This window comes from Marinibactrum halimedae (assembly GCF_021234875.1).
Classification (GTDB): domain Bacteria; phylum Pseudomonadota; class Gammaproteobacteria; order Pseudomonadales; family Cellvibrionaceae; genus Marinibactrum; species Marinibactrum halimedae.
Window position 1 is genome coordinate 1 of the sequence record NZ_JAJQVM010000011.1, and the last position, 19,852, is coordinate 19,852.

Annotated in this window: 15 protein-coding genes; 6 read left to right on the forward strand and 9 right to left on the reverse strand. The window is 44.7% G+C overall.

What is annotated here, in order from left to right; all coding sequences use genetic code 11:
- Window positions 1-19 precede the first annotated feature (19 nt).
- The 5 genes from LU351_RS07935 to LU351_RS07955 all read right to left on the reverse strand — a co-directional run bounded on the left by LU351_RS07935 (window position 20) and on the right by LU351_RS07955 (window position 6,030).
- Window positions 20-1,105, reverse strand: coding sequence for an ISAs1 family transposase (locus LU351_RS07935; RefSeq protein ID WP_232593533.1), 1,086 nt, complete (start codon window positions 1,103-1,105; stop codon window positions 20-22).
- Between the two features lie 37 nt (window positions 1,106-1,142).
- A complete protein-coding gene (locus tag LU351_RS07940; protein WP_232593534.1) occupies window positions 1,143-1,532 on the reverse strand; it encodes a reverse transcriptase domain-containing protein in 390 nt (129 codons plus the stop codon).
- Between the two features lie 4 nt (window positions 1,533-1,536).
- On the reverse strand, window positions 1,537-1,956 hold the full coding sequence (locus LU351_RS07945) for a reverse transcriptase domain-containing protein (RefSeq protein ID WP_232593535.1): 420 nt from the start codon (window positions 1,954-1,956) through the stop codon (window positions 1,537-1,539).
- 611 nt (window positions 1,957-2,567) lie between these two features.
- Window positions 2,568-5,318, reverse strand: coding sequence for a TonB-dependent receptor plug domain-containing protein (locus LU351_RS07950; RefSeq protein ID WP_232593536.1), 2,751 nt, complete (start codon window positions 5,316-5,318; stop codon window positions 2,568-2,570).
- Between the two features lie 307 nt (window positions 5,319-5,625).
- Window positions 5,626-6,030 (reverse strand): VOC family protein, encoded by a 405-nt coding sequence (locus LU351_RS07955; RefSeq protein ID WP_232593537.1) that lies wholly within the window; start codon window positions 6,028-6,030, stop codon window positions 5,626-5,628.
- Between the two features lie 447 nt (window positions 6,031-6,477).
- On the opposite strand from LU351_RS07955, the gene ansA reads away from it, so the two are divergent.
- From ansA to LU351_RS07980, 5 genes are all read left to right on the forward strand, one after another.
- On the forward strand, window positions 6,478-7,500 hold the full coding sequence (gene ansA, locus LU351_RS07960) for an asparaginase (RefSeq protein ID WP_232593538.1): 1,023 nt from the start codon (window positions 6,478-6,480) through the stop codon (window positions 7,498-7,500).
- A gap of 174 nt (window positions 7,501-7,674) precedes the next feature.
- The gene (locus tag LU351_RS07965) at window positions 7,675-9,057 is read left to right on the forward strand and encodes an amidohydrolase (RefSeq protein ID WP_232593539.1); all 1,383 of its coding nucleotides are present in this window, start codon (window positions 7,675-7,677) and stop codon (window positions 9,055-9,057) included.
- Window positions 9,058-9,065: 8 nt separating this feature from the next.
- Window positions 9,066-10,355: an amidohydrolase family protein gene (locus LU351_RS07970; RefSeq protein ID WP_232593540.1), complete on the forward strand. Its 1,290-nt coding sequence runs from the start codon at window positions 9,066-9,068 to the stop codon at window positions 10,353-10,355.
- Between the two features lie 901 nt (window positions 10,356-11,256).
- On the forward strand, window positions 11,257-11,937 hold the full coding sequence (locus tag LU351_RS07975) for a winged helix-turn-helix domain-containing protein (RefSeq protein WP_232593541.1): 681 nt from the start codon (window positions 11,257-11,259) through the stop codon (window positions 11,935-11,937).
- Window positions 11,938-12,196: 259 nt separating this feature from the next.
- A complete protein-coding gene (locus LU351_RS07980; protein WP_232593542.1) occupies window positions 12,197-12,877 on the forward strand; it encodes a LysE family translocator in 681 nt (226 codons plus the stop codon).
- A gap of 91 nt (window positions 12,878-12,968) precedes the next feature.
- Here LU351_RS07980 and LU351_RS07985 read toward each other — a convergent pair whose 3' ends face one another.
- Entirely contained in the window at window positions 12,969-13,424 is a 456-nt protein-coding gene (locus tag LU351_RS07985; protein WP_232593543.1) for a hypothetical protein, read from the reverse strand.
- A gap of 200 nt (window positions 13,425-13,624) precedes the next feature.
- On the reverse strand, window positions 13,625-15,421 hold the full coding sequence (locus LU351_RS07990; RefSeq protein ID WP_232593544.1) for a DEAD/DEAH box helicase: 1,797 nt from the start codon (window positions 15,419-15,421) through the stop codon (window positions 13,625-13,627).
- Window positions 15,422-15,807: 386 nt separating this feature from the next.
- On the opposite strand from LU351_RS07990, the gene LU351_RS07995 reads away from it, so the two are divergent.
- The gene (locus LU351_RS07995) at window positions 15,808-16,548 is read left to right on the forward strand and encodes a glycerophosphodiester phosphodiesterase (RefSeq protein WP_232593545.1); all 741 of its coding nucleotides are present in this window, start codon (window positions 15,808-15,810) and stop codon (window positions 16,546-16,548) included.
- 2 nt (window positions 16,549-16,550) lie between these two features.
- Here the strand turns inward: LU351_RS07995 and LU351_RS08000 are convergent, their stop codons facing one another.
- Together LU351_RS08000 and LU351_RS08005 are read right to left on the reverse strand one after the other, a co-directional pair.
- On the reverse strand, window positions 16,551-18,656 hold the full coding sequence (locus tag LU351_RS08000) for a thioredoxin domain-containing protein (RefSeq protein ID WP_232593546.1): 2,106 nt from the start codon (window positions 18,654-18,656) through the stop codon (window positions 16,551-16,553).
- 167 nt (window positions 18,657-18,823) lie between these two features.
- Window positions 18,824-19,819, reverse strand: a complete 996-nt coding sequence (locus LU351_RS08005) for a DUF3080 family protein (protein ID WP_232593547.1) — start codon at window positions 19,817-19,819, stop codon at window positions 18,824-18,826.
- Window positions 19,820-19,852: the final 33 nt, after the last annotated feature.

The window sequence follows — 19,852 nt, forward strand, 5'->3', positions numbered from 1 at the left end:
CAGGGCTCCCTAGTAATAATCACCCAGAAAGAAGAATCTTTGAACGATATTCGTCGTCCGCTGCGGCGGCCACTATGCGCTGTTTGATTCGCCTTTTACTGTCATCATTCGTTTTGAGTAAATTCAGACAAAAACGTTTGATGATGGCCATGGATTCTGCGGCTGAATGATTCCTGTAGCGATCTTCATTGAGTGTTACATCTAATTGCCAGTGTAGGTTGTTCTCAATTTGCCAATGCCCTCGAATGGCACGGGCAGCTTTTTCCGCATTAAGCCCCAAAGACGATAGATACCATGAGCACTCTGTTGTTTCTTGATGATTAATAATTCGAGTACGTTCCACACGAATGAATGAGCGAGCATTATCCCAGCTATGACTTGATTCTACCCAGTGATTTAATAATACTTGCTGAATATTTCTTTTTTCAATTCTGCCATGGCCTTTGTCGATTTGTTCAAATGATGCCACCTCTCCTTCAGGAAACCCATCCCGCTGAAGCTTGTGAAAATAAGCTTGTATTTCAGTGTTTAACGACTTCTGATTATTTTTAATCTGAAGAATATAATCACCTTTTCGTGCCGCTACGGCTTTCGCTATTTCATGTTGACAACCCATTGCATCAAGGGTAACTGTGGCACCTTTAAGCTCTAGAAGATCGAGTATTTTAGGGATGGTGTTTATCTCATTCTTTTTTCCTTGTGACTTTAATGCCGCCAAGGTAATGCCATTGGATTGAGACCACGCACTGAGAATGTGTAGAGCATCGAAGTTCGAATTTCGGGTTCCCCGCATAGTTTTCCCGTCAATAGAAATAACATCTTCCGTAACTTCGCTAACGAAAGCTTCAAACCCTTTTATAAGTTCATTTGGCGATATCGACGCTAGGAAATGGCGCAATGTCTCAGTGCAGGGAATTCGTTGAAGGTCGGTATATTGTTGTAGCCAATTGAGTTTGCACTGGGCAAACTCAAGAATGTCATCAACACTATCGTAGCCACTGACAGCGGCAGAAAAAGTGATCAAAAGAAGGCTCGATAGGGAGTACTTTTGATTCTTTGTATCTCTGGGGTCGGTCACATGGAGGGTAATTTTGGATAAATTCACAGCTAATCACATTTTAGGGTATCAAGATGCTGAAAATTTAGTGCATTTGGTTATTTATTACTAGGGAGCCCTGTCGCTGCCCTGCCTTTTGACTACTTACATAGAGGTTACAGTCATCGGCATAGCGACAAAATGCATGACCACGCTTTTCCAATTCTTTATCAAACTCATCCAAGACCAGATTCGATAACAATGGCGAAAGAGGACCTCCCTGTGGGGTGCCTTTCTCTCGCGATTGAACCACTCCGTCTTGCAATAAGCCCACTTGCAGATAACGACGAATCAGTTTTAATACGCGTTTGTCTTTAATGTCTAACGACAAGCGATGCATCAAACGATCATGATTCACGGTATCAAAGTATTTCTCCAGATCCAGATCAACCACCCATGACTTGCCTTCTGCAACATACTGGCTCGATTGTTTCATCGCATCATGCGCACTTGCGTTTGTGCCTGAAGCCAAAACTACTGTCCGAGAATTGCGGATCATAAATCTTTGTCAGTATTTGCAACATCGCCTGTTGTATCCAGCGATCAAGAACTGTGGGAATGCCTAGCTGCCTTTCGCCTCCGCTACTCTTCGGGATTCTAACTCCGCGTATCAACGCGGGCCGGTAATCACCCTCTAACAGCTGGTTGCGAATCTGCTCGGCGTGTTGACCTTCGCGTAAATACGCTTCGGTTTCTTGGATGCTGAGTTTATCAACACCCGCTGAACCCTTATTACGTTTTACGTGTCTGAAGGCTTGGTTTAAATTTGACGGATCACAAATGTGCTCCATCAGATCGTGAATGCCAATCAAGACTCGTGCGTTATCAACGCCACTTATTTCTGCGTCTCTTCGTGTCATCTAGCTTAGGTTCCGCCTAAACCAAAGTGAACGGAGTGATGACTTTTTTTCATTCTTTGCCTGCCGCTTCGAAATAATTGAGTTATTAATCACTGCTTCTTGATTTAACCGGTTCAGGCCTTCTTTTGTTCTTCGCGAAAAAAAACAAAGTACTATGCCCTCGGCTGACTTCTTATTTGTCGTCGATATGTATCGCTACAAATCTAGTTTCTTTGAAACAACAAATAAGATCTCCCAGAGTAAGACACGATTCTTTCACACGGCGACGTTAGATCTACTGTTGTGCACTTCCGGTCGAGGATTTGGGGTATTTGTTTAATGCCAAGTTGTCCAAGTCACAACAGCCTAACTATCCAGTTTCTGTGCGTCATCGCCTTGCTTTGCCATTTGCTTCCTTCAGATTCCACCTCACGATGGACACCCTTGCATAGGCTAGCGGTTCGTTCTCGACTACGCCCGCAGAGGACTTTCACCTCCTAGAATCGCGCCATGTCCGGCGCACATATAAAAAAACCAGCACCCAAAAGGTACTGGCTTTTAATTTTAGACCACTAAAGCTTCGCTCACTTAAAAAGTAAAAGTGGTCCTAAAACTTCAAACTATCTGATCGATTAGAACGAGTATTGAGCTTGTAAGTAGAAAGTACGACCATAGGCATCATTGTAACGAGGATCCCAACCTACTTGGTGTCCAGCACCGCCATTACGTAAACTTAGAGGTGGCTCTTCATCAGCTAGGTTATTGATTCCGAATGTTAAATCCAACCCTAAATCAGCAAAGCTATACGAGGTTTGATAATCAAGCAGAGTGTAAGACGGAACTTCAAGCTGTGCATCTCCGCCACTACCAGAAGAGCCATCTGGTCTGATCAATGTAAGACTTGCAAGCGCATCGGTATAACCAGACTGGTAGGACATACCAACAACATGAGTGAAGTTTCCATGCTCAGCAGTAAAGCTCAAGCGCGCTTTATTACGGAAAACAACGTCATTATCATCTCCAAATCGACCCAAGCTGCTGCCGGTAAGAGAACTCTCAGACTCGATAAAATAAGTACCATTCAACCTAGATGTTAACTGTAACTCGCCAAAATCTTGCACATATTCAAACTGATAATCTACACCGCTCGCCTCTCGCTCACCAACGTTCACAGCTTGTTGGATGATCGCAAGCTCCTCTTCACCAGTTGCCAAATTTGTCCGGGATGTAAATAAGTGACGATATACATCAGGGTTGTTGAAGATTTGGGCCTGCGTTAAGTATTCCACCGTGTCTTCAAGTTCAAGTTTCCAATAATCTACAGTCATACTGAAATCAGCATTAGGCGTGTAAACAAAGCCCGCTGAAAACTGTTGTGATCTTTCTGGATCCAGATCCTCATTACCCTCTCTGAATACACCATATTGGGTTCTACCTGTAAGACAGTACTGAGCTAACTCATCTCCCGCCTCGAATGGGCACTCCCAACTTGCACTAGTTACACCAAAAGGTGTTCTTGGCGGCTCCCCAATTTGTAGCATTGAAGGAGCTTTAAACCCAGTACCAACAGAGGCGCGAAGAGAAAGGGTATCAGTAGCATCCCAGCGAGTGGTGACTTTGTAAGTATAATCACCCTCTGTATCATTAACCGTTCTACCATTATTTTCGTCTTTTACCGCGCCTAATACGTCATAACGTAACGACGCAGTTACTTCAACGTTATCCAAAACCGGCACAACAACCTCTGTAAATACACCATATTGCTCACGATTCAACTCATAAGGGGTATCTCTGTCTAAAAACAATAGTTCTTCATTTGCATTAGCTGAAGCTACTTCTCTCAGATAATTAGTAGATCGATAGTCCATTCCTACAGCAGCAAAAACTTCCCCGCCTGAGATCTCAAACATAGGCTTAGAGGCACGAGCATCAAAACCAATTTGGCTGACCTCAGTATTATCCCAATTACCACGATAAACTACATCAGAAAGAGCGGCTCTATCCTCATCGGAAAAATCTTCCTGACCGGCAAAAATATTCACGCCACCAGAGGAAACCAAGTCAACGAAAGATTCACGATACAACCAACCTGTAGGGTAGTTTTGTTCTTGATTACTTTCAGAGTAATTTAATGCAGCTTCATAATTCACATCATCAAAAGTACCTCTAACACCAGAAACCAATGACAAAGATTCTGTAATGTATTCAGTGGTACGATTCTCTGCAGGAAGGGCACGCCAGCGGCCATGTACTTGAGTTAAACCTGCCCTTTCTTCTTCTGTTAAATGAGGTAAAATTTCACTTACAACAACATCAGAATCAACAGGTAAAGGAACATACCCTGTTGGGTATGGTGCGATACGGGCAATCATTTCGTTTTTACCGTACGAAGCCGTTGCAAAAGCTGTCATCTCATCAGTTATTCGTAACTTCCCGCTTGCGAAGAAATTATCTCGCTCAGTTTCAGGAATAATTTCAATAGTACTGGTAAAATCGAATGCGCACTGAGTACCGAGCGGGAAAGTCTGCTCAGGACAAGAGCCATTTTCTGTGGCATATGGGTTAAAAATACGCTCTTGCTGCTCACCGTTAGCATCGTTATATCTAACACGAGCGTTACCTGGAATACTGTTTACCGAACCGCGAAAGAAATACAAATCCCCTTCTTCGTTGCTGCCCATAGGTACAATACCCGTACGAGCAAAATCACGATCGGTAGCGGCTAGCTGCTCTTGACTTTCATGACTGTAAGAAAATACGGCTGAGAAACCATCGGAATCAAAGTTGCCAAACCCCGTTGTAATACTCAAATTTTGTTTTTCACCACCCGACTCTTCTGGAGAATCCATACGAGCAACAATGGTTGTTTCATCAACTTCATCTTTCAAAATGAAGTTAAGGACACCTGCGATTGCATCAGAGCCGTAAAGAGCACTTGCTCCATCAGTTAGCACTTCAACTCGCTCAACAGCACTCAGTGGAATATTACTAATGTCGATACTACTACCCGAACCATAAGATGCTATTCGACGACCATTCATTAATGAAAGAGTATATTGACTACCAATACTTCTTAAATCAGCAGTTCGAACACCACCACCAGTACCACCAACAGAGTCGGAAGCGGTGACCATATTTTGCATTGCAGGCATATCTGCAACTAAATCGGCAGCATTAGTTACACCGGATTGCTTAATCTGCAATTCAGAAAATGTTTGTACTGGTAGCGCACCATCCAAGTCTTTACGCGGAATAGCAGAACCAGTTACGACTATCTCTTCAACCAATTGCTCTTTTTGCGCAAAAACAGTTGAACTCATCCCCAAAGATGCAGTCCCAAGAGTAGCGGCAACCGCTACCGCAATATGAGATTTTTTAAACATAATGACTCCTAATATGTGACTTCGCTCCACCAGTATGCTGGCGTGCAGATACCCCTAGAGGCATTTAAAAGCATTTTCTTGTCGCCTCTCTGCCTTTTTTAACGAAGCGATTCAATAAAACCTCAATAAGATTGTGAAAACTTTTTTTTAATTTCCAAAACCGCTCACAATAAAGACAAAAAGATCAAAGAAAGACCACCCAAATCGAAACTAACGTACAAATATCTTTGAAATCATTAGGCCAATCAAAGGGAGGAGGAGAGGAGTAACTTTAGGAAGGAATCAACAAAAAAGAGAAGGAATGGAATTAATCACCAACGGTAATCATCCAAGACACACCAAAACGATCCGTCACCAATCCAAATTTTTCTGCCCAAAATGTTTCGACAAAAGGCATTTGCACTTGGCCACCATCACTTAATCCATTAAATATACGTTCTGCTCGTAAATCGTCTTTTAGAGTGAGGGAAATTGAAATACCGGTAAAATGAAGGTCGCCATCACAAGCGCCATCAGACATCATTATGGTATTACCATCAACGCTGACCATGGCATGCATGATCTTGTTCTCTGCGCCAGGAGGATAAGCACTTTTGTCTGGGTTATCTCGAAAACGAACCAACAAGGAAACTCTAGCTCCCAACGTTTTACGATAGAAGTTGATCGCTTCTTCACAGTGCCCATTAAAAAACAGATATGATTCAATTCGCATTTGCATTACAACCCACTACTTCTTCCACATAGCCAACCACCAGAATTGGCGCCTTTTGATTATCACCCATAGGCTCGCTAGTGAATGAATACCATAAACTTTAAGGTTCGTTGCGTATAAAACCTATTCTTAACGTTAAAACATAGCAGCAACCTTCAAATTCGGCACATTGATCGCAGGTTAATGGCGTCAAAAGTCACATACAGAGTGATAAATCTAGCTCATCAATGATTTGATGTAGTAAGTGTGGAGACGCTTTTGTCTATTAGAGTTAGCGATGCTTATCCCTTAAGATAAGGGTGGAGGACGAAATTAAAGCTCATCGTCTTTGTATCGAATTGCACAAAAAGTCATAAACGTGATATGGGCCTATCGAATGTAATGGCCTCATAGTCCCAAGGCACACATCCTCTATATAGCCCGCTCATGCCTAGAGCTGTTATCCATATGAATGAAAAGAAAAAAATTTACGTCGCTTACACTGGTGGCACGATTGGAATGAAGCAGTCCAACCAGGGGTATCGCCCGATGGAAGGCTTTTTAACCGAAGCGATTAAGGAAAAGGCTGACCTCTTCCACCCAGAGATGCCGACGTTTGACATTTGTGAATACTCACCTCTACTGGACTCATCCAACATGGCACCCAGCGACTGGCGACGTATTGCACAGGATGTCCAAAGTCGCTACGAAGATTATGATGGTTTTGTCATTCTTCATGGCACAGACACCATGGCGTATACCGCTTCGGCACTATCGTTTTTATTCGAGAATTTATCAAAGCCCGTTATTGTCACAGGCTCTCAAATCCCCCTGTCAGCATTGAGGTCTGATGGACATACGAACTTGTTGAATGCTCTTTATATCGCCGCCCACCATCCTATCCCGGAGGTTGGACTCTTCTTTGACAATGTTCTGTACCGAGGAAATCGCAGCACCAAAGCCCACTCCGATGGGTTTTCGGCATTTCGATCTCCGAATTTTGATCCGCTCTTGGAAGCCGGGATTACCATCAAGAATTATTCAACTACTGATCACTCCTTAAAAGGGAGCCCTCCTCTATCCCTAAAAGTTGCCAATGTCACACCACAGAATGTAGCAGTGTTTACACTTTACCCCGGCATCAACCATGAAATCATCGAGCATACCCTGGCACAGCCGGTGAGAGCGCTGATTTTAAGAACCTATGGCGTGGGAAATGCACCAGAAACCCCAAGTTTATTGAAGACACTCCAGAAGGCTGATGAACAAGGCATTTTGATTGTGAATCTCAGCCAATGTTTTAAAGGCAGAGTCAATATGGATGGGTATGCAACTGGAAAGGCCTTAGCCGACATTGGGGTCGTGAGTGGCCAAGATATGACACTGGAAGCGACCTTGACCAAACTTCACTACTTATTGAGCCAGCCTCTCTCCCATGAAAAAAGAAAAATTCAAGTGTTAACCAATCTGAGAGGCGAGCTTAGCCCTTAAATTGGACACCTAAGATAGATTTGCATCGCCCAACATGGAAAACCCGCGAATACCCAGTGGGCAAACTAGAATGCTTTTTCATATCATTAACAAGATGATTAGCGCCCTATCTACTCACAATAAAGAAATACTGATATAACGCTAACTGAACCTTATTTAGGAGTAACATCCACCATGACGTTTAAATTATCCATAGTGCTCCCTATCGTCATGAGCGCGATCGTTGCCGGCTGCTCTGACTCCGAGCAACAACACCCCAAAGCCGAGTTTACCCAAAACCCCTATCCCAGCACTTACACTCCTCTCCCACGCCAAACCATACTCATAAAAAACGCCACAATCCTCACCGGCGTGGGAGATCGATTGGATAATACGGATTTGGTGATTGAGAATGGGAAGATCATACAAGTTGGCGCCAACTTAAATAAAGATAACGCTCAGGTCATTGATGCGACTGGCAAGTGGGTAACGCCAGGTATTATTGATGTTCACTCCCACTTAGGCGCCTATCCCAACCCTGCAGTAGAATCCCATGAAGATGGCAATGAAATGACCAGCCCAAACACCGCTGCTGTCTGGGTTGAACATTCTGTTTGGCCACAGGACCCAGGGTTTAACACAGCCCGCGCAGGCGGTATTACGACACTCCAGATTTTACCCGGCTCTGCCAATTTGTTTGGCGGGCGCAGTGTTACGCTGAAGAACATTCCGTCCACCACAGTACAGGGGATGAAACACCCCGAAGCCCCCTATGGATTAAAAATGGCTTGTGGCGAAAACCCCAAACGAGTCTACGGAGAACGCAAACAAGCACCTTCCACTCGCATGGGTAATATGGCCGGGTTCCGCGCCGCCTGGATCGATGCAGTCGAGTACAAATACAAATGGGATGTCTATGAAAGTGATTATAAGGCCGGCAAAAACCCCACCCCACCAGAACGAGACTTACAACTGGAGACTCTGAAGGGGGTATTAGACGGTGATATTCTGATTCACAACCACTGCTACAAAGCCGAAGAAATGGCCATGATGATCGATCTCGGTAAAGAATTTGGTTACCACGCGGGCACCTTTCATCATGGAATAGAAGCCTACAAAGTCGCTCAGTTACTGGCTGAAAACGGCAATTGCGCAGCCCTCTGGCCAGATTGGTGGGGCTTTAAAATGGAAGCCTACGATATGGTGCAAGAAAACGTCGCCATTGTGGACGCTCATGAAAACTCTTGCGCCATCGTGCACTCCGATTCGGAAGTGACTATTCAACGCTTGAATCAAGAAGCCGGCAAAGTCATGTATCGCGCCAACGAAAATGGCTTTGATATCAAACCCGAGCATGCCATACGCTGGATTACCACCAACGCCGCGAAATCACTGGGTATCGATCATCTCACAGGGTCACTCCAAACCGGCAAACAAGCCGATATCGTCATTTGGAACCAAAACCCATTCAGCGTCTATGCCCATGCAGAACAAGTCTTTATCGATGGCGCCAAAGTCTACGACCGCTTCGATGAAGCTTACCAAGCCATCAGTGACTTTATGTTAGGCCAGCAATAGGAGCCCCCATGACGATGAAACGATTCTTCTCTACTTGTCGTATTAAACGCATCGCCTCTTACTTCGCACTTGCCACTATTGGTACCGTTTGGGCAACCCACACACCGGCTGAAAGTATCGCGATCACCAACGCCACACTTTACACGGCCAACAATGAAGGCACCCTCGAAAATGCCACCCTCGTTTTTGAAGACGGCGTCATCACGTCGATTAACCCTGATACTGTCGTGGCCGATAGAACCATTGATGGCACAGGCAAGATCATTACCCCTGGGTTGATTGGCTCTCTCAACCAATTAGGTTTAGTGGAGGTTAGCGCCGTCGCCAGCAGTCGAGATGCCGGTGAAGAAAAATCCGATATTACGTTCAATCCGGGCCTTGCCTATAACCCCAGCTCTTCGGCAATACCTTATAATCGCAAAGGAGGTGTCACCCGTAGTGTTATTACCCCTTACCCAAGTGAAAGTAATCCTTTTGCCGGTTTGGCCACAACAGTCGACCTGACTGGTGAACTGGACGCCAAAGTAGACGAGCGTGCTGCGGTTATTGCCCATCTTGGCGCCCAAGATAAGGGCTCTCGTGCTGCCAAACTTCAACAAATACGCAATGCCCTGAAAGAACAACAACAGAAACTTGCAAAGGCTGCTGAAAAGAAGAAAAAGAACAAAGACAAAGGAGAGCCATCTGATAAAGAACAACTTCTAACCGCTCTACTGCAGAACAACAAACCGCTAGTCATAGAAGCTTATCGAGCCAGCGACTTGTTAGCATTAATCAAGCTGAAAAATGATTTCGGTTTAAATCTGATTATTGCCGGGGCAAATGACGCTGTTGTAGTAAAAGATGCTCTGGCTGCAGCACAAGTGCCGATTATCATGAGTGCAATGGATAACCTTCCAACGAATTTTGATGCCTTACATGCTTCATTGAGCAATGCGGCCGAATTAGAAAAAGCAGGAGTGACCGTGATACTCACTGTGGGAGGATACGACAGCGCTCACAATCTGTATCAACTCCGATTCGACGCTGGCAATGCGGTTGCCAATGGCATGAGCCGAGAGGGAGCCCTTAGGGCCATTACGGCGAATGTTGCAACCATATTCAATATCAATGCAGGAGAATTGGCCGTCGGAAAGCAAGCAGATTTGGTCATGTGGAGTGGCGACCCGTTTGAGCTTAGTTCACGAGTAGAGGCACTGTGGATCGACGGGTCCCCCTACGACACGGAGTCACGACACGATAAGTTACGCAACCGCTACACCACTTCTTCGAACATGCCTGAGGCTTACATCAAGTAATAGTCTTTAACTTCTCTTTAGTCTCCAGCCGAATTCGTCAAAAAATACCTCATTGTGCTGGAGACACATCTTATACTTTGACATCTAAATCATTTATGTATCTCCCCCTTTTTCTCATATTGAGAAATCTCATGGAACAACTTTCGAATTCATTGGTCTCTAGTTGAGGTATGACTAACATGATTCCTCAGAACCGCTGTTAAGAACAAAAAGTAAAAATAAAGAGGGGAGCGAGAGTAATAAGCACGGTTTATTTACTGTAATGGCACTTACAAATCGCCGTTTTAATAAACATGAAGAAAGAAAAGACGCAGTACCAGAAATTAAGTGCCACAGTTTACAGTAACCCTTGCAAACTAAGACTATAGTTTTAGATTAGGTGAGTCATTACACAAATAAATCAACTTGCAGAATAAGAATGGATTTTTAATAACGGTTTTAGTAACACTTTGCTTAGTGACAACGTTAAAGAAACCAGTTAAAGAAACCATAAAAATAGAATCCCTATCTTGACTCACTCATCGCCACTATTGACTGCAACAAAGAAACTACAAAGATTACTGTACAAAAAGTATAAACTTACAAAGAGTATCAATTTTCATTCGAACTCTTTAACAGAATGATGTCATTAAACACAAAAGTAAGTGAACACAACCTTAATAAAACATTGAGCATCATTAGCAATGCGACACATCGTTTCATTAAACGCTAATACCAACGTTTTATTTTTAAACATTGCGCATTTAAGTTTAGAGACTGTATTTCGGACAAAAAAATCAGACCGCAATGTTATAAAAAACGAAAAACAGACAACAAATAAAATACAAACACCATTAGTGAGCTTAACGTCAATAACGGTGAAAGACTCACTCACCACCGAGCTACCCATTAGGTTGTTACTATGTCACACATTGCCCCCAAAATATTGATCATTGACGATGATTCATCTTTCGCCACAACTCTTAAGAGCCAGCTACATGGAAGCGGTTGGGACTCCCAATGGATACAATATGAAGACGATGCTTTATCTCAATTGAAATCGATTGATGCTGATTTGGTTATTATTGGCACACATCAATCACAACGCGGCAACGCCGAAATTTGTCGCTCAATTCGAAAGGTATCGAGTGTCGGGATCATTATGATTACCAGAGTGACGGAAGAAATCGACTGGTTACTGAGTTTAGAAATTGGTGCTAACGACTTTCTTTGCGCCCCCTATACTCAATCTGATTTAAACGATCGTATGCAGCGTGTATTAAAGGAAATTTATACGCCACGAGCCGCAAAATCCGAACCTTATACGATTGACGAAAAAAGTGGCACCATTACGCTCTTTCGAAAAACCATCCCTACCACCTGGTCAGAGTTTCTCGTGCTGGCAACACTCTTAAAAAGCCCCGGTCATATTTTTTCAAAATCGCAGCTTGCAAGACAGTTGAGTAAAGATACCTCTACAAAGAGCGCTGAATCTACTATTGATAAACACATTGACAATTTACAAAAGTTAATAAAATCATTATTTAACGGACAAGACATCATTCAATCTATTTATGGAGTAGGCTATAAAGTGGTGGTCTAACTCACCGCTTTTCATTTTTTATTGACCTCATAATAAGCCTCCCTCTCCGCTACTCTGATCACGCCAACGTATTTTCACAAATACGAGTGTGGCATTCTTTTGGATACCCTCGATCTTTTTCGTTGTAAACTTTACCGTTAATATAAATACTACTTATGGGGTAAAATTCGAATTCAAAGCTCTCTTAACTCAACATTCTCTTAATAATGTATTAATAGTGTAAAATAATCACCCGACCTCCTCTTGGGCTTTTCTATTTATGATTGACGTCTCTTATCTGGCCGTATTGACCAGCTTTTTCCTCGCCTCAACACTGCTTGCACTCGCCCCCGGCCCAGACAATATTTTTGTTCTTACACAATCCATTTCTCAGGGACAAAGAGCCGGAATTCTCGTCACATTAGGGTTATGCTCAGGGTTAATTTTCCACACTGTATTAGTGGCAGTTGGGGTTGCTGCTATTTTTCAACAATCTGTGTTGGCCTTTTCTTTGTTAAGCCTAGCAGGCGCCGGATACCTTTTATTTTTGGCTTGGGGCAGCTGGAATAGCCAACCCTCTCCCATCTCTGTTAATAAGACCGAACAAAATCACCATACCCACTCCATTGCCGCCAATGACTTATCACCTTTCAAACTGTATCGGCGTGGCATTGTGATGAACATCACCAACCCCAAAGTAACTTTGTTTTTTTTGGCATTTTTGCCACAATTTGTGATTGCAGATAGAGGGCCTGTCGGGGTACAAGTTGTGGTGCTGGGCGGAGTTTTTATGTTGGCAACCTTGGGGGTATTTTCAATGATTGCTGTAATGGCAGGTGCCGTTGGGGAAAAACTTCAACAATCCACTCAAATACAAACAAACATTCAACGCACCGCATCTGTTGTCTTTATTTTGTTAGCAATTAAATTAGTATTCAGTGTGGTTGAGCGGGCCTTTTAACCTAAGGGCCTTTTAACCTAAAGCCCTATTGCATTTAGCCTAGTTTAAAGCACTCCCAAAACAGGATTACTTACAGCCATTCCCCTCTGCATTATTCACCAAAATGCGCAAAGAGGTCTTTAATTTGCCCCAAAATACCCGATTCACCGCCGATGGATTTGTAATAAGTCACCTCGTAAGTGGCCGGATCAATATAGCAATACACTTGCACATCACGCAGTTGATTTTTTCCTGCTCTCAACTTCGCATCCAAAAAAATTAAAAAAATCCCTCTTTTAGATTCAAAGCGTGTCGATAATTCATCCACCACGGGCTGTACTAAGGGTTGGCCTTCTCGCTCATGAGCAAAGTTTATACACGAATACTCTGCATCCAATTGATCAAAAGGAAGACGATCAAAATCCCGCTGAGTTAATGCTCCACTTTGTCGAGGACTTCCTGACGACGAAGATAACAGTAGGTAAGCAGTGACACCGCAACTGACCACGACTAACAACAGCATTAACATGATAATTATAGGATCAGAGAGTACTTTTGTATTTTTCACAAAAATCCTTCGAGTAGTAAAATAAGGATACGCGTCCACAGTAACGCCACAATACGAAGGCTCTATGACGTTTCTGAAACGACTCTATTATGATGGATGCATTTTAAAAACCGTCATAAAAAAAGCGCCTAGACGGCGCTTTTTTTATGACATAAAGAGTTAAAAGTTTTAAACTCTGTCATGGATACACATCCAGTATTTCAAGATGCTCCGTTGGCCCGTGATTGACGACGCGGGCGACCACGCCCAGAGCGCTCTCCACGTTCACCACCACCATTTCCACCGGAACGAGGGGGACGAGGTCGACTGGCTGGCATGGCATCTGGTGCAATTTTACGCAACTTTAAAGGGCGACCTCGAACAAAGACTTTTTGTAACGCCTGACTCAGCTCCTTCGGCATACCCGATGGCAGCTGAACGAAGCTACGGCTGTCTTCAATAACAATATTACCAATGTAATTACTAGGAAGATCCGCTTCATTAGCAATAGCCCCCACCAAATCACCAGGACGCGCGCCATGGCTACGCCCGACCTCTACTTGGTAACAATCCATTGGCACATTAGCACGCTCTGCTTCACGTTGTTTACGCGTTTTGCGCTCAATGCTCGGATCACGCTTCTTACCATCGCGCTTTTCACGACGATTAGCCTTGATAGGCTCATCTAATAGTTGATCTTTCTCAACAAACAATGGCTTATCAGACTGGGCCAAGTACGCCACCGCAGCCGCTACAGCTTCAGGAGACTCTCCCGTTTGCTCTAACACATCACCAATTAACTCTTTGAAAATCGACAAATCTTCATTGCTCAGCGCTTTAGTCACACTTTCACGGAACTGAGAGATACGACGAGTTGTTAACTCTTCAGAGGTGGGCAAACGAGTTTCGGTAATGGGTTGCCCTGTACTGCGTTCGATCGAGCGAAGCAAATGACGCTCACGAGGCGTTACCAACAAAATGGCTTTACCAGAACGTCCCGCACGACCGGTACGGCCAATACGATGCACATAAGCTTCGTTGTCGTAAGGAATATCGAAGTTAACTACGTGTGTCACTCGCGGCACATCAATACCACGGGCCGCCACATCGGTTGCAACAACAATATCAATTTTGCCGCTTTTCAATTGCTCAATCGTAATTTCGCGTTGCTTCTGATTAATGTCACCATTTAGAGCGGCACTGGCATAGCCTCTAGCTTCTAAGCGTTGCGCTAAATCTACGGTTGCGGTTTTGGTGCGCACAAACATAATCACACCATCGAAGTCTTCTACTTCGAGAATACGAGTTAATGCATCAATTTTACGGTTTGGCGAAACCAATACGTATTGCTGTTCAATACGCTCTACCGTTTTGGTTTTGGCCTCAATTTGAATACGCTCGGGGTTATCCAGATAGTTGGCGGTAATTTTTTTGATCGCTTGTGGCATGGTGGCACTGAATAGTGCAACCTGACGCTGCTTAGGCGTATGCTCTAAAATCCATTCCACATCATCGATGAAGCCCATTCGCAACATTTCATCCGCTTCATCCAGAACAACCGTATTCAAATTGTCCAGATTCAAGCTATTACGACGTAAGTGATCCATAACACGACCGGGCGTCCCTACTACCACATGCACACCACGCTTCAATTGGCGTAGCTGCGCTCGCATGTCTTGTCCACCGTAAATCGGTGCGATATGGAAACCTTTCACGCCTTTCGCGTAGGTCTGAAACGCTTCTGCCACTTGAATCGCCAACTCACGAGTAGGCGCCAAAATCAGTGCCTGTGGGGAATTCACACTTAAATCAATATTGGCAAGAATAGGAAGGGCAAAGGCCGCTGTTTTACCCGTACCGGTTTGCGCTAAACCTAGAAGGTCACGCTTCTGCAATAAAACCGGGATACTTTGTTGCTGGATAGGGGAAGGTTGCTCGTAACCAATGTCTTTGAGGGATTCACACAAAAACGTAGGCAAGCCAAGGGCTTCAAAGCCGCTAGCGGATTCGTTGGACATATATAGGTGCCTGTATAGATGAAGGGCCCTGACCAACGACAAATTCGTACGACGTCCTCTGTGAAACAATGCTTTCGCATTATTTCTCTGCATCTGTGCAGCGATTGGCTGGGGCCTGTTTAAAAGGGCCGCGATTATAGTCGAAGGCGGCGGTAAGCGAAACGACTTTTTTGTAATGGTTCTTTTTTCTAAACCATTTCTCCCTAAAAATGCCTTCCTAAAACAGCTTTTGAACCATTTCGAAAAAGGCTTAATAAATTGGTCATTGTCACAATAGTGGCGACATAGTGCCATTACACTGTTTCTGATTGAATGAGTTTTAACAATAGTCTCGAAACAAATTCACCCCCAACAGTAACTTCAATGATTATGGCAGAGACATCGCGATGGCGGCGCATTTAGAATCTCCTATTACCTGTATCGCCCATCGAGGTGGCCCCCGTACAGGCATTCTTCAAGAAAACTCATTGGAAGCCATCAAAGCCAGCTTAGCCATTGGTGTCGACGCCATTGAAATTGACGTTTGGCAAGTTCACGGTCAAGTACTCGTAACCCATGATCGGCGCCTTGGGCGTCTGTTACCGGGCTCAGGGCGGCTACTGGAACACTCTCCCGTTGAGTTGAAACACAAAGCGCAAGAGGCTGGCTTTCATATGCCAACCTTGGAGGAAGTATTAGACTTGGTTCAAGACCGAGCCTTGTTGAACATCGAACTAAAAGGCCCTCACAGTGCAGAGGCCGTCTCTCACTTACTGGCCAAAACCGCGAAAGAAAGACACTGGGGGCTGGATCATTACCTGGTTTCAAGCTTCGACCATCAACAATTGTTGACCATGAAGCAACATCTTCCACGGGTGAAGAGAGGCGTCTTAATCGAAGGTATTCCTTTAGATTATGCTGCCTGCTGCACCCCCTTAGAGGCATTTTGCCTAATTCCAAACATCAATTTTATCTCTCAATCCCTGATTGATGATGCCCACATGCGTGGATGCGAATGCTGGGTGTATACCGTCAACGAAATTGACGACATGTTGCACTTGGGTGCCATGGGAGTAGATGGAATATTTACCGATTTTCCGGAACGTTTACTGGCCCTCAATACCGAAACCCGCACGCTTACCGCCTAAAATTAAGCCAAGGTCGAAACAAGAGATTTTGATTCGGAAGCTTCATCTGCCTGCATTTCTAACGCTATTTCAACGGCCGTTGTCAGTTCATCTAACGCTTGATAATACGTTTTTTGTGATGCACCAATTGTCATCAAGGCGCTATTATTTTCTAAGCTTTGAATGGAAGGCGGGCTATCGACAGTCGCCTCTTCGACCGCAAACGTCATAATGCGCCTACCGAAGTGCTCTACCAAAGCCCTCTGCCATGCCATCGCTGAGTCACCGCGCAGAAATACGGTTACAGTCGGCTGCATGACTTCAGCGAGGCCATCCAATAAACTGCTGTGGCATTCAGGATGGCGCTGAATCATGGGCCATGCTGTGCTCACAATAGACTTCGAGATTTCACAGTAGTCAATGTCCGAGGTAAGCCAAGCTAATCTTGCGAATACCCGTGCCGCCACCCCGTTACCCGCAGGAGAAGCTCGATCATACCAAGATCGAGGACGACAGATTAAATGCTCGTGCCCTAGCGAACTGAAAAAGAATCCCCCCTGACCAGAGGCACTAAAGCGAGCCATCACGGCGGTTGCCAATGACATTAACCACCGATAATCCTTATCTCGCCAGCGGGTCTGTAACATTTCCAACAACGCTTCCATCGTGAAAAGGTAATCATCCAAGAAGCCCTCTACTTTGGCCTTGCCTTCCTGCCAAGTGGCATAAAGGCAATCATCACGCCAGAGGAAGTCCTGCAAAAAATCCAAACATCGAACAGCCGTCTCAATCATGCTCGGCTCTTGCAGCACACGCCCTGCGATGACAAGAGATCGAATCGCTTGAGCATTACTGCTAGTGACAATTTTCGCATCACGACTGGGTATCACTCGGGATTGTCTCACCTTAAGCAGTTTCATCAACCCGTTTCGATAATGGGTATTCACTTCCTTTTCTGATAGCTTTAAGGCATCGATGGCGTCTTTGGTGCGACGCACCACCTGTAAATGCCAACGACCAAAGAAATTCGGTCTCCCTTCCCATCGACACAAAATTTGCAGTACCGAAAATTCGATTTCACTCAGCACCTGCTTCAGTTCTTCGGTTTCCCAACAATAATATCCCCCTTCCCCCAAATCACTGTCGGCATCCATCGACCCCAAAAAGGCGCCCTGCTCAGTCAACATATCCATCATCATCCACCGAGCAATTCCCCTTGCTGTTTTAGCAAACAAAGGTGACGTTAAGCAGTGAGAGGCATCGGCGTACACCGCCAACAATAGTGCGTTATCACTGAGCATTTTTTCAAAATGCGGGATACTCCAAGTCGCATCAGTAGAGTAGCGAAAGAAACCACCGGCGAGCATGTCCCGAATGCCCCCTTTCGTCATAATGGTTAAAGTGCGGTGCAAGTGTTGCTTGGCGTCTCTTCCCAACGGAGAGTCTTCATAATGCGCCGATAATAAACGTTCGAGTTGAAACCCCAGTGCAAATTTGGGCGCGACACCAAACCCTCCGTTTATTGTATCCGCCTGCTTTAATAGGTTTTTTACGGCAAGTTGAATCGGCTCCATGGACAAGTTGGCCGTCTCACCTTTGGGCAATAATCCATCATCGATATGGGCGTAACCGTCTTTAACATGCTTCAGCATCTTACTTCGTTGCGCCTTTTCGTCCCGATAGAAACGAATAACCCGCTCAATAAGATCCACAAACCCAAGCTGAGCACTGTTAGATTCACGAGGGTAATAAGTGCCGGCAATAAAGGGATAATGAGTGTGAGGACAAAGAAAAAGAGTTAACGGCCAACCGCCGGGTCGACCACTGAGAAGCTGATGTCCTATTTGATATACATCATCGATATCCGGCCGCTCTTCTCGATCCACTTTAATACAAACAAAATGTTCATTTAGCAGTGAAGCAACAAAGTGGTCTGAAAAGGTTTCCTTAGCCATGGCATGACACCAATGGCTAGCGCTATAACCAATTGACAGAAAAATGGGTTTATCCAGTCGTGACGCCACCTCCAATACAACAGCAGACCACGCCTGCCAGCGAACGGGCTGATCTTTATGTTGTTGTAAATACGGGCTTGTTTCTATATCCAGTGCATTTCTTTCGAGCTGCATAGGCTACTTTCCTAATAATAACCACTAACGAATAACTACCAATTAATAACTACCAATTAATAACTACCAATAAGTACACTTTTGCAGTCACAAATATCATTCATCATAACGATCATCCGTCAAAACGACGTTGGAAGCGATGATAAAGAATGATTACTGAAACAAGATTATCGTGGCATCACGCCACAGGCATTCAAAATACCCTGCCATGCTTTGGTATGTGACTCAACAGAAACTTGGTAACGATTCCAAACACTCACCTCGGATTGCTCATCCCAGGTTTGGTGCCAATACATTTTCCAAGCAGGGTTCTCCATAACTTCTGGAGAGTCTTCATACACGGACAATAATTTGCGTAATGACAATTGCAACGCCTTCGCTTCTTGGTACACCAACGCAATGTAAGGTTGAATCTCCCCGATGTAGAATTTAAAAAACACCGTTTGCAATACTTTTACCTCCGGTGGCGGGGTACTCAGCCCATGCGCCCCTGCTCGGCAAAAAGGTTCTTGATGGGTACGCATCTCCAACATGCGGGTCAATACACTTAATTGATTTATTAATACATCCATCGCTCGCAATAATTGACCAGCGTATTTCACAGACCCAATTACCTGATACGCCAGTTCAACGTCTTGCTGAGGCAACCGCTCATGATCAAACCATCGCCGTTGCACACGAGCGAGCTCGGTAATGGCTTCGATCAGCTCACCGGCTTTTGCGGCGTTAGGTGGTAATGGCTCCACAGCGGTCGAAAATAGCGTTTGGAACTCCTGGCTGGCGTAGGCCGCATTCCACGCTACGAACCAACGCTCTTGCGTTTTTACCGACACCGCTTTTTGCAGTTCTACCTGCAAATCCGTCGCATCCGGGTTATTTAACAACTGACGTAGACATTGGCGCGCAAGCACCAAAAATTCTGCTTCATACAGCCACTGCTGGCTATCCGCCATCACCCGCCCCAAACCACTATTACGAGATCCAATTAGACGTTGTAAATCGCACTGAGACAGCCGTAAAAATTCAAGAATATCGATTGATAGTTCAGTAGTGACATGCTGCAATTCTCTTCGCTCAGGGTACAGCACCAGCGGTGTCGAATCCGGTTCTGGAAGACTGACCTCCAGCGCATTTCCCAGTCTATACCCATAGTTATCAACCATTCGCTCAGCATCACTCTTTCGCTCACAACCTGA

Coding starts and splice junctions, on each gene's coding strand:
- LU351_RS07995 (WP_232593545.1), top strand. CDS start 15,808: ATGGCGGCGCATTTAGAATCTCCTATTACCTGTATCGCCCATCGAGGT.
- LU351_RS07955 (WP_232593537.1), bottom strand. CDS start 6,030: ATGCGAATTGAATCATATCTGTTTTTTAATGGGCACTGTGAAGAAGCG.
- LU351_RS07970 (WP_232593540.1), top strand. CDS start 9,066: ATGACGATGAAACGATTCTTCTCTACTTGTCGTATTAAACGCATCGCC.
- LU351_RS07945 (WP_232593535.1), bottom strand. CDS start 1,956: ATGACACGAAGAGACGCAGAAATAAGTGGCGTTGATAACGCACGAGTC.
- LU351_RS07975 (WP_232593541.1), top strand. CDS start 11,257: ATGTCACACATTGCCCCCAAAATATTGATCATTGACGATGATTCATCT.
- LU351_RS07980 (WP_232593542.1), top strand. CDS start 12,197: ATGATTGACGTCTCTTATCTGGCCGTATTGACCAGCTTTTTCCTCGCC.
- LU351_RS07940 (WP_232593534.1), bottom strand. CDS start 1,532: ATGAAACAATCGAGCCAGTATGTTGCAGAAGGCAAGTCATGGGTGGTT.
- ansA (WP_232593538.1), top strand. CDS start 6,478: ATGAATGAAAAGAAAAAAATTTACGTCGCTTACACTGGTGGCACGATT.
- LU351_RS07965 (WP_232593539.1), top strand. CDS start 7,675: ATGACGTTTAAATTATCCATAGTGCTCCCTATCGTCATGAGCGCGATC.
- LU351_RS08005 (WP_232593547.1), bottom strand. CDS start 19,819: ATGGTTGATAACTATGGGTATAGACTGGGAAATGCGCTGGAGGTCAGT.
- LU351_RS07990 (WP_232593544.1), bottom strand. CDS start 15,421: ATGTCCAACGAATCCGCTAGCGGCTTTGAAGCCCTTGGCTTGCCTACG.
- LU351_RS08000 (WP_232593546.1), bottom strand. CDS start 18,656: ATGCAGCTCGAAAGAAATGCACTGGATATAGAAACAAGCCCGTATTTA.
- LU351_RS07950 (WP_232593536.1), bottom strand. CDS start 5,318: ATGTTTAAAAAATCTCATATTGCGGTAGCGGTTGCCGCTACTCTTGGG.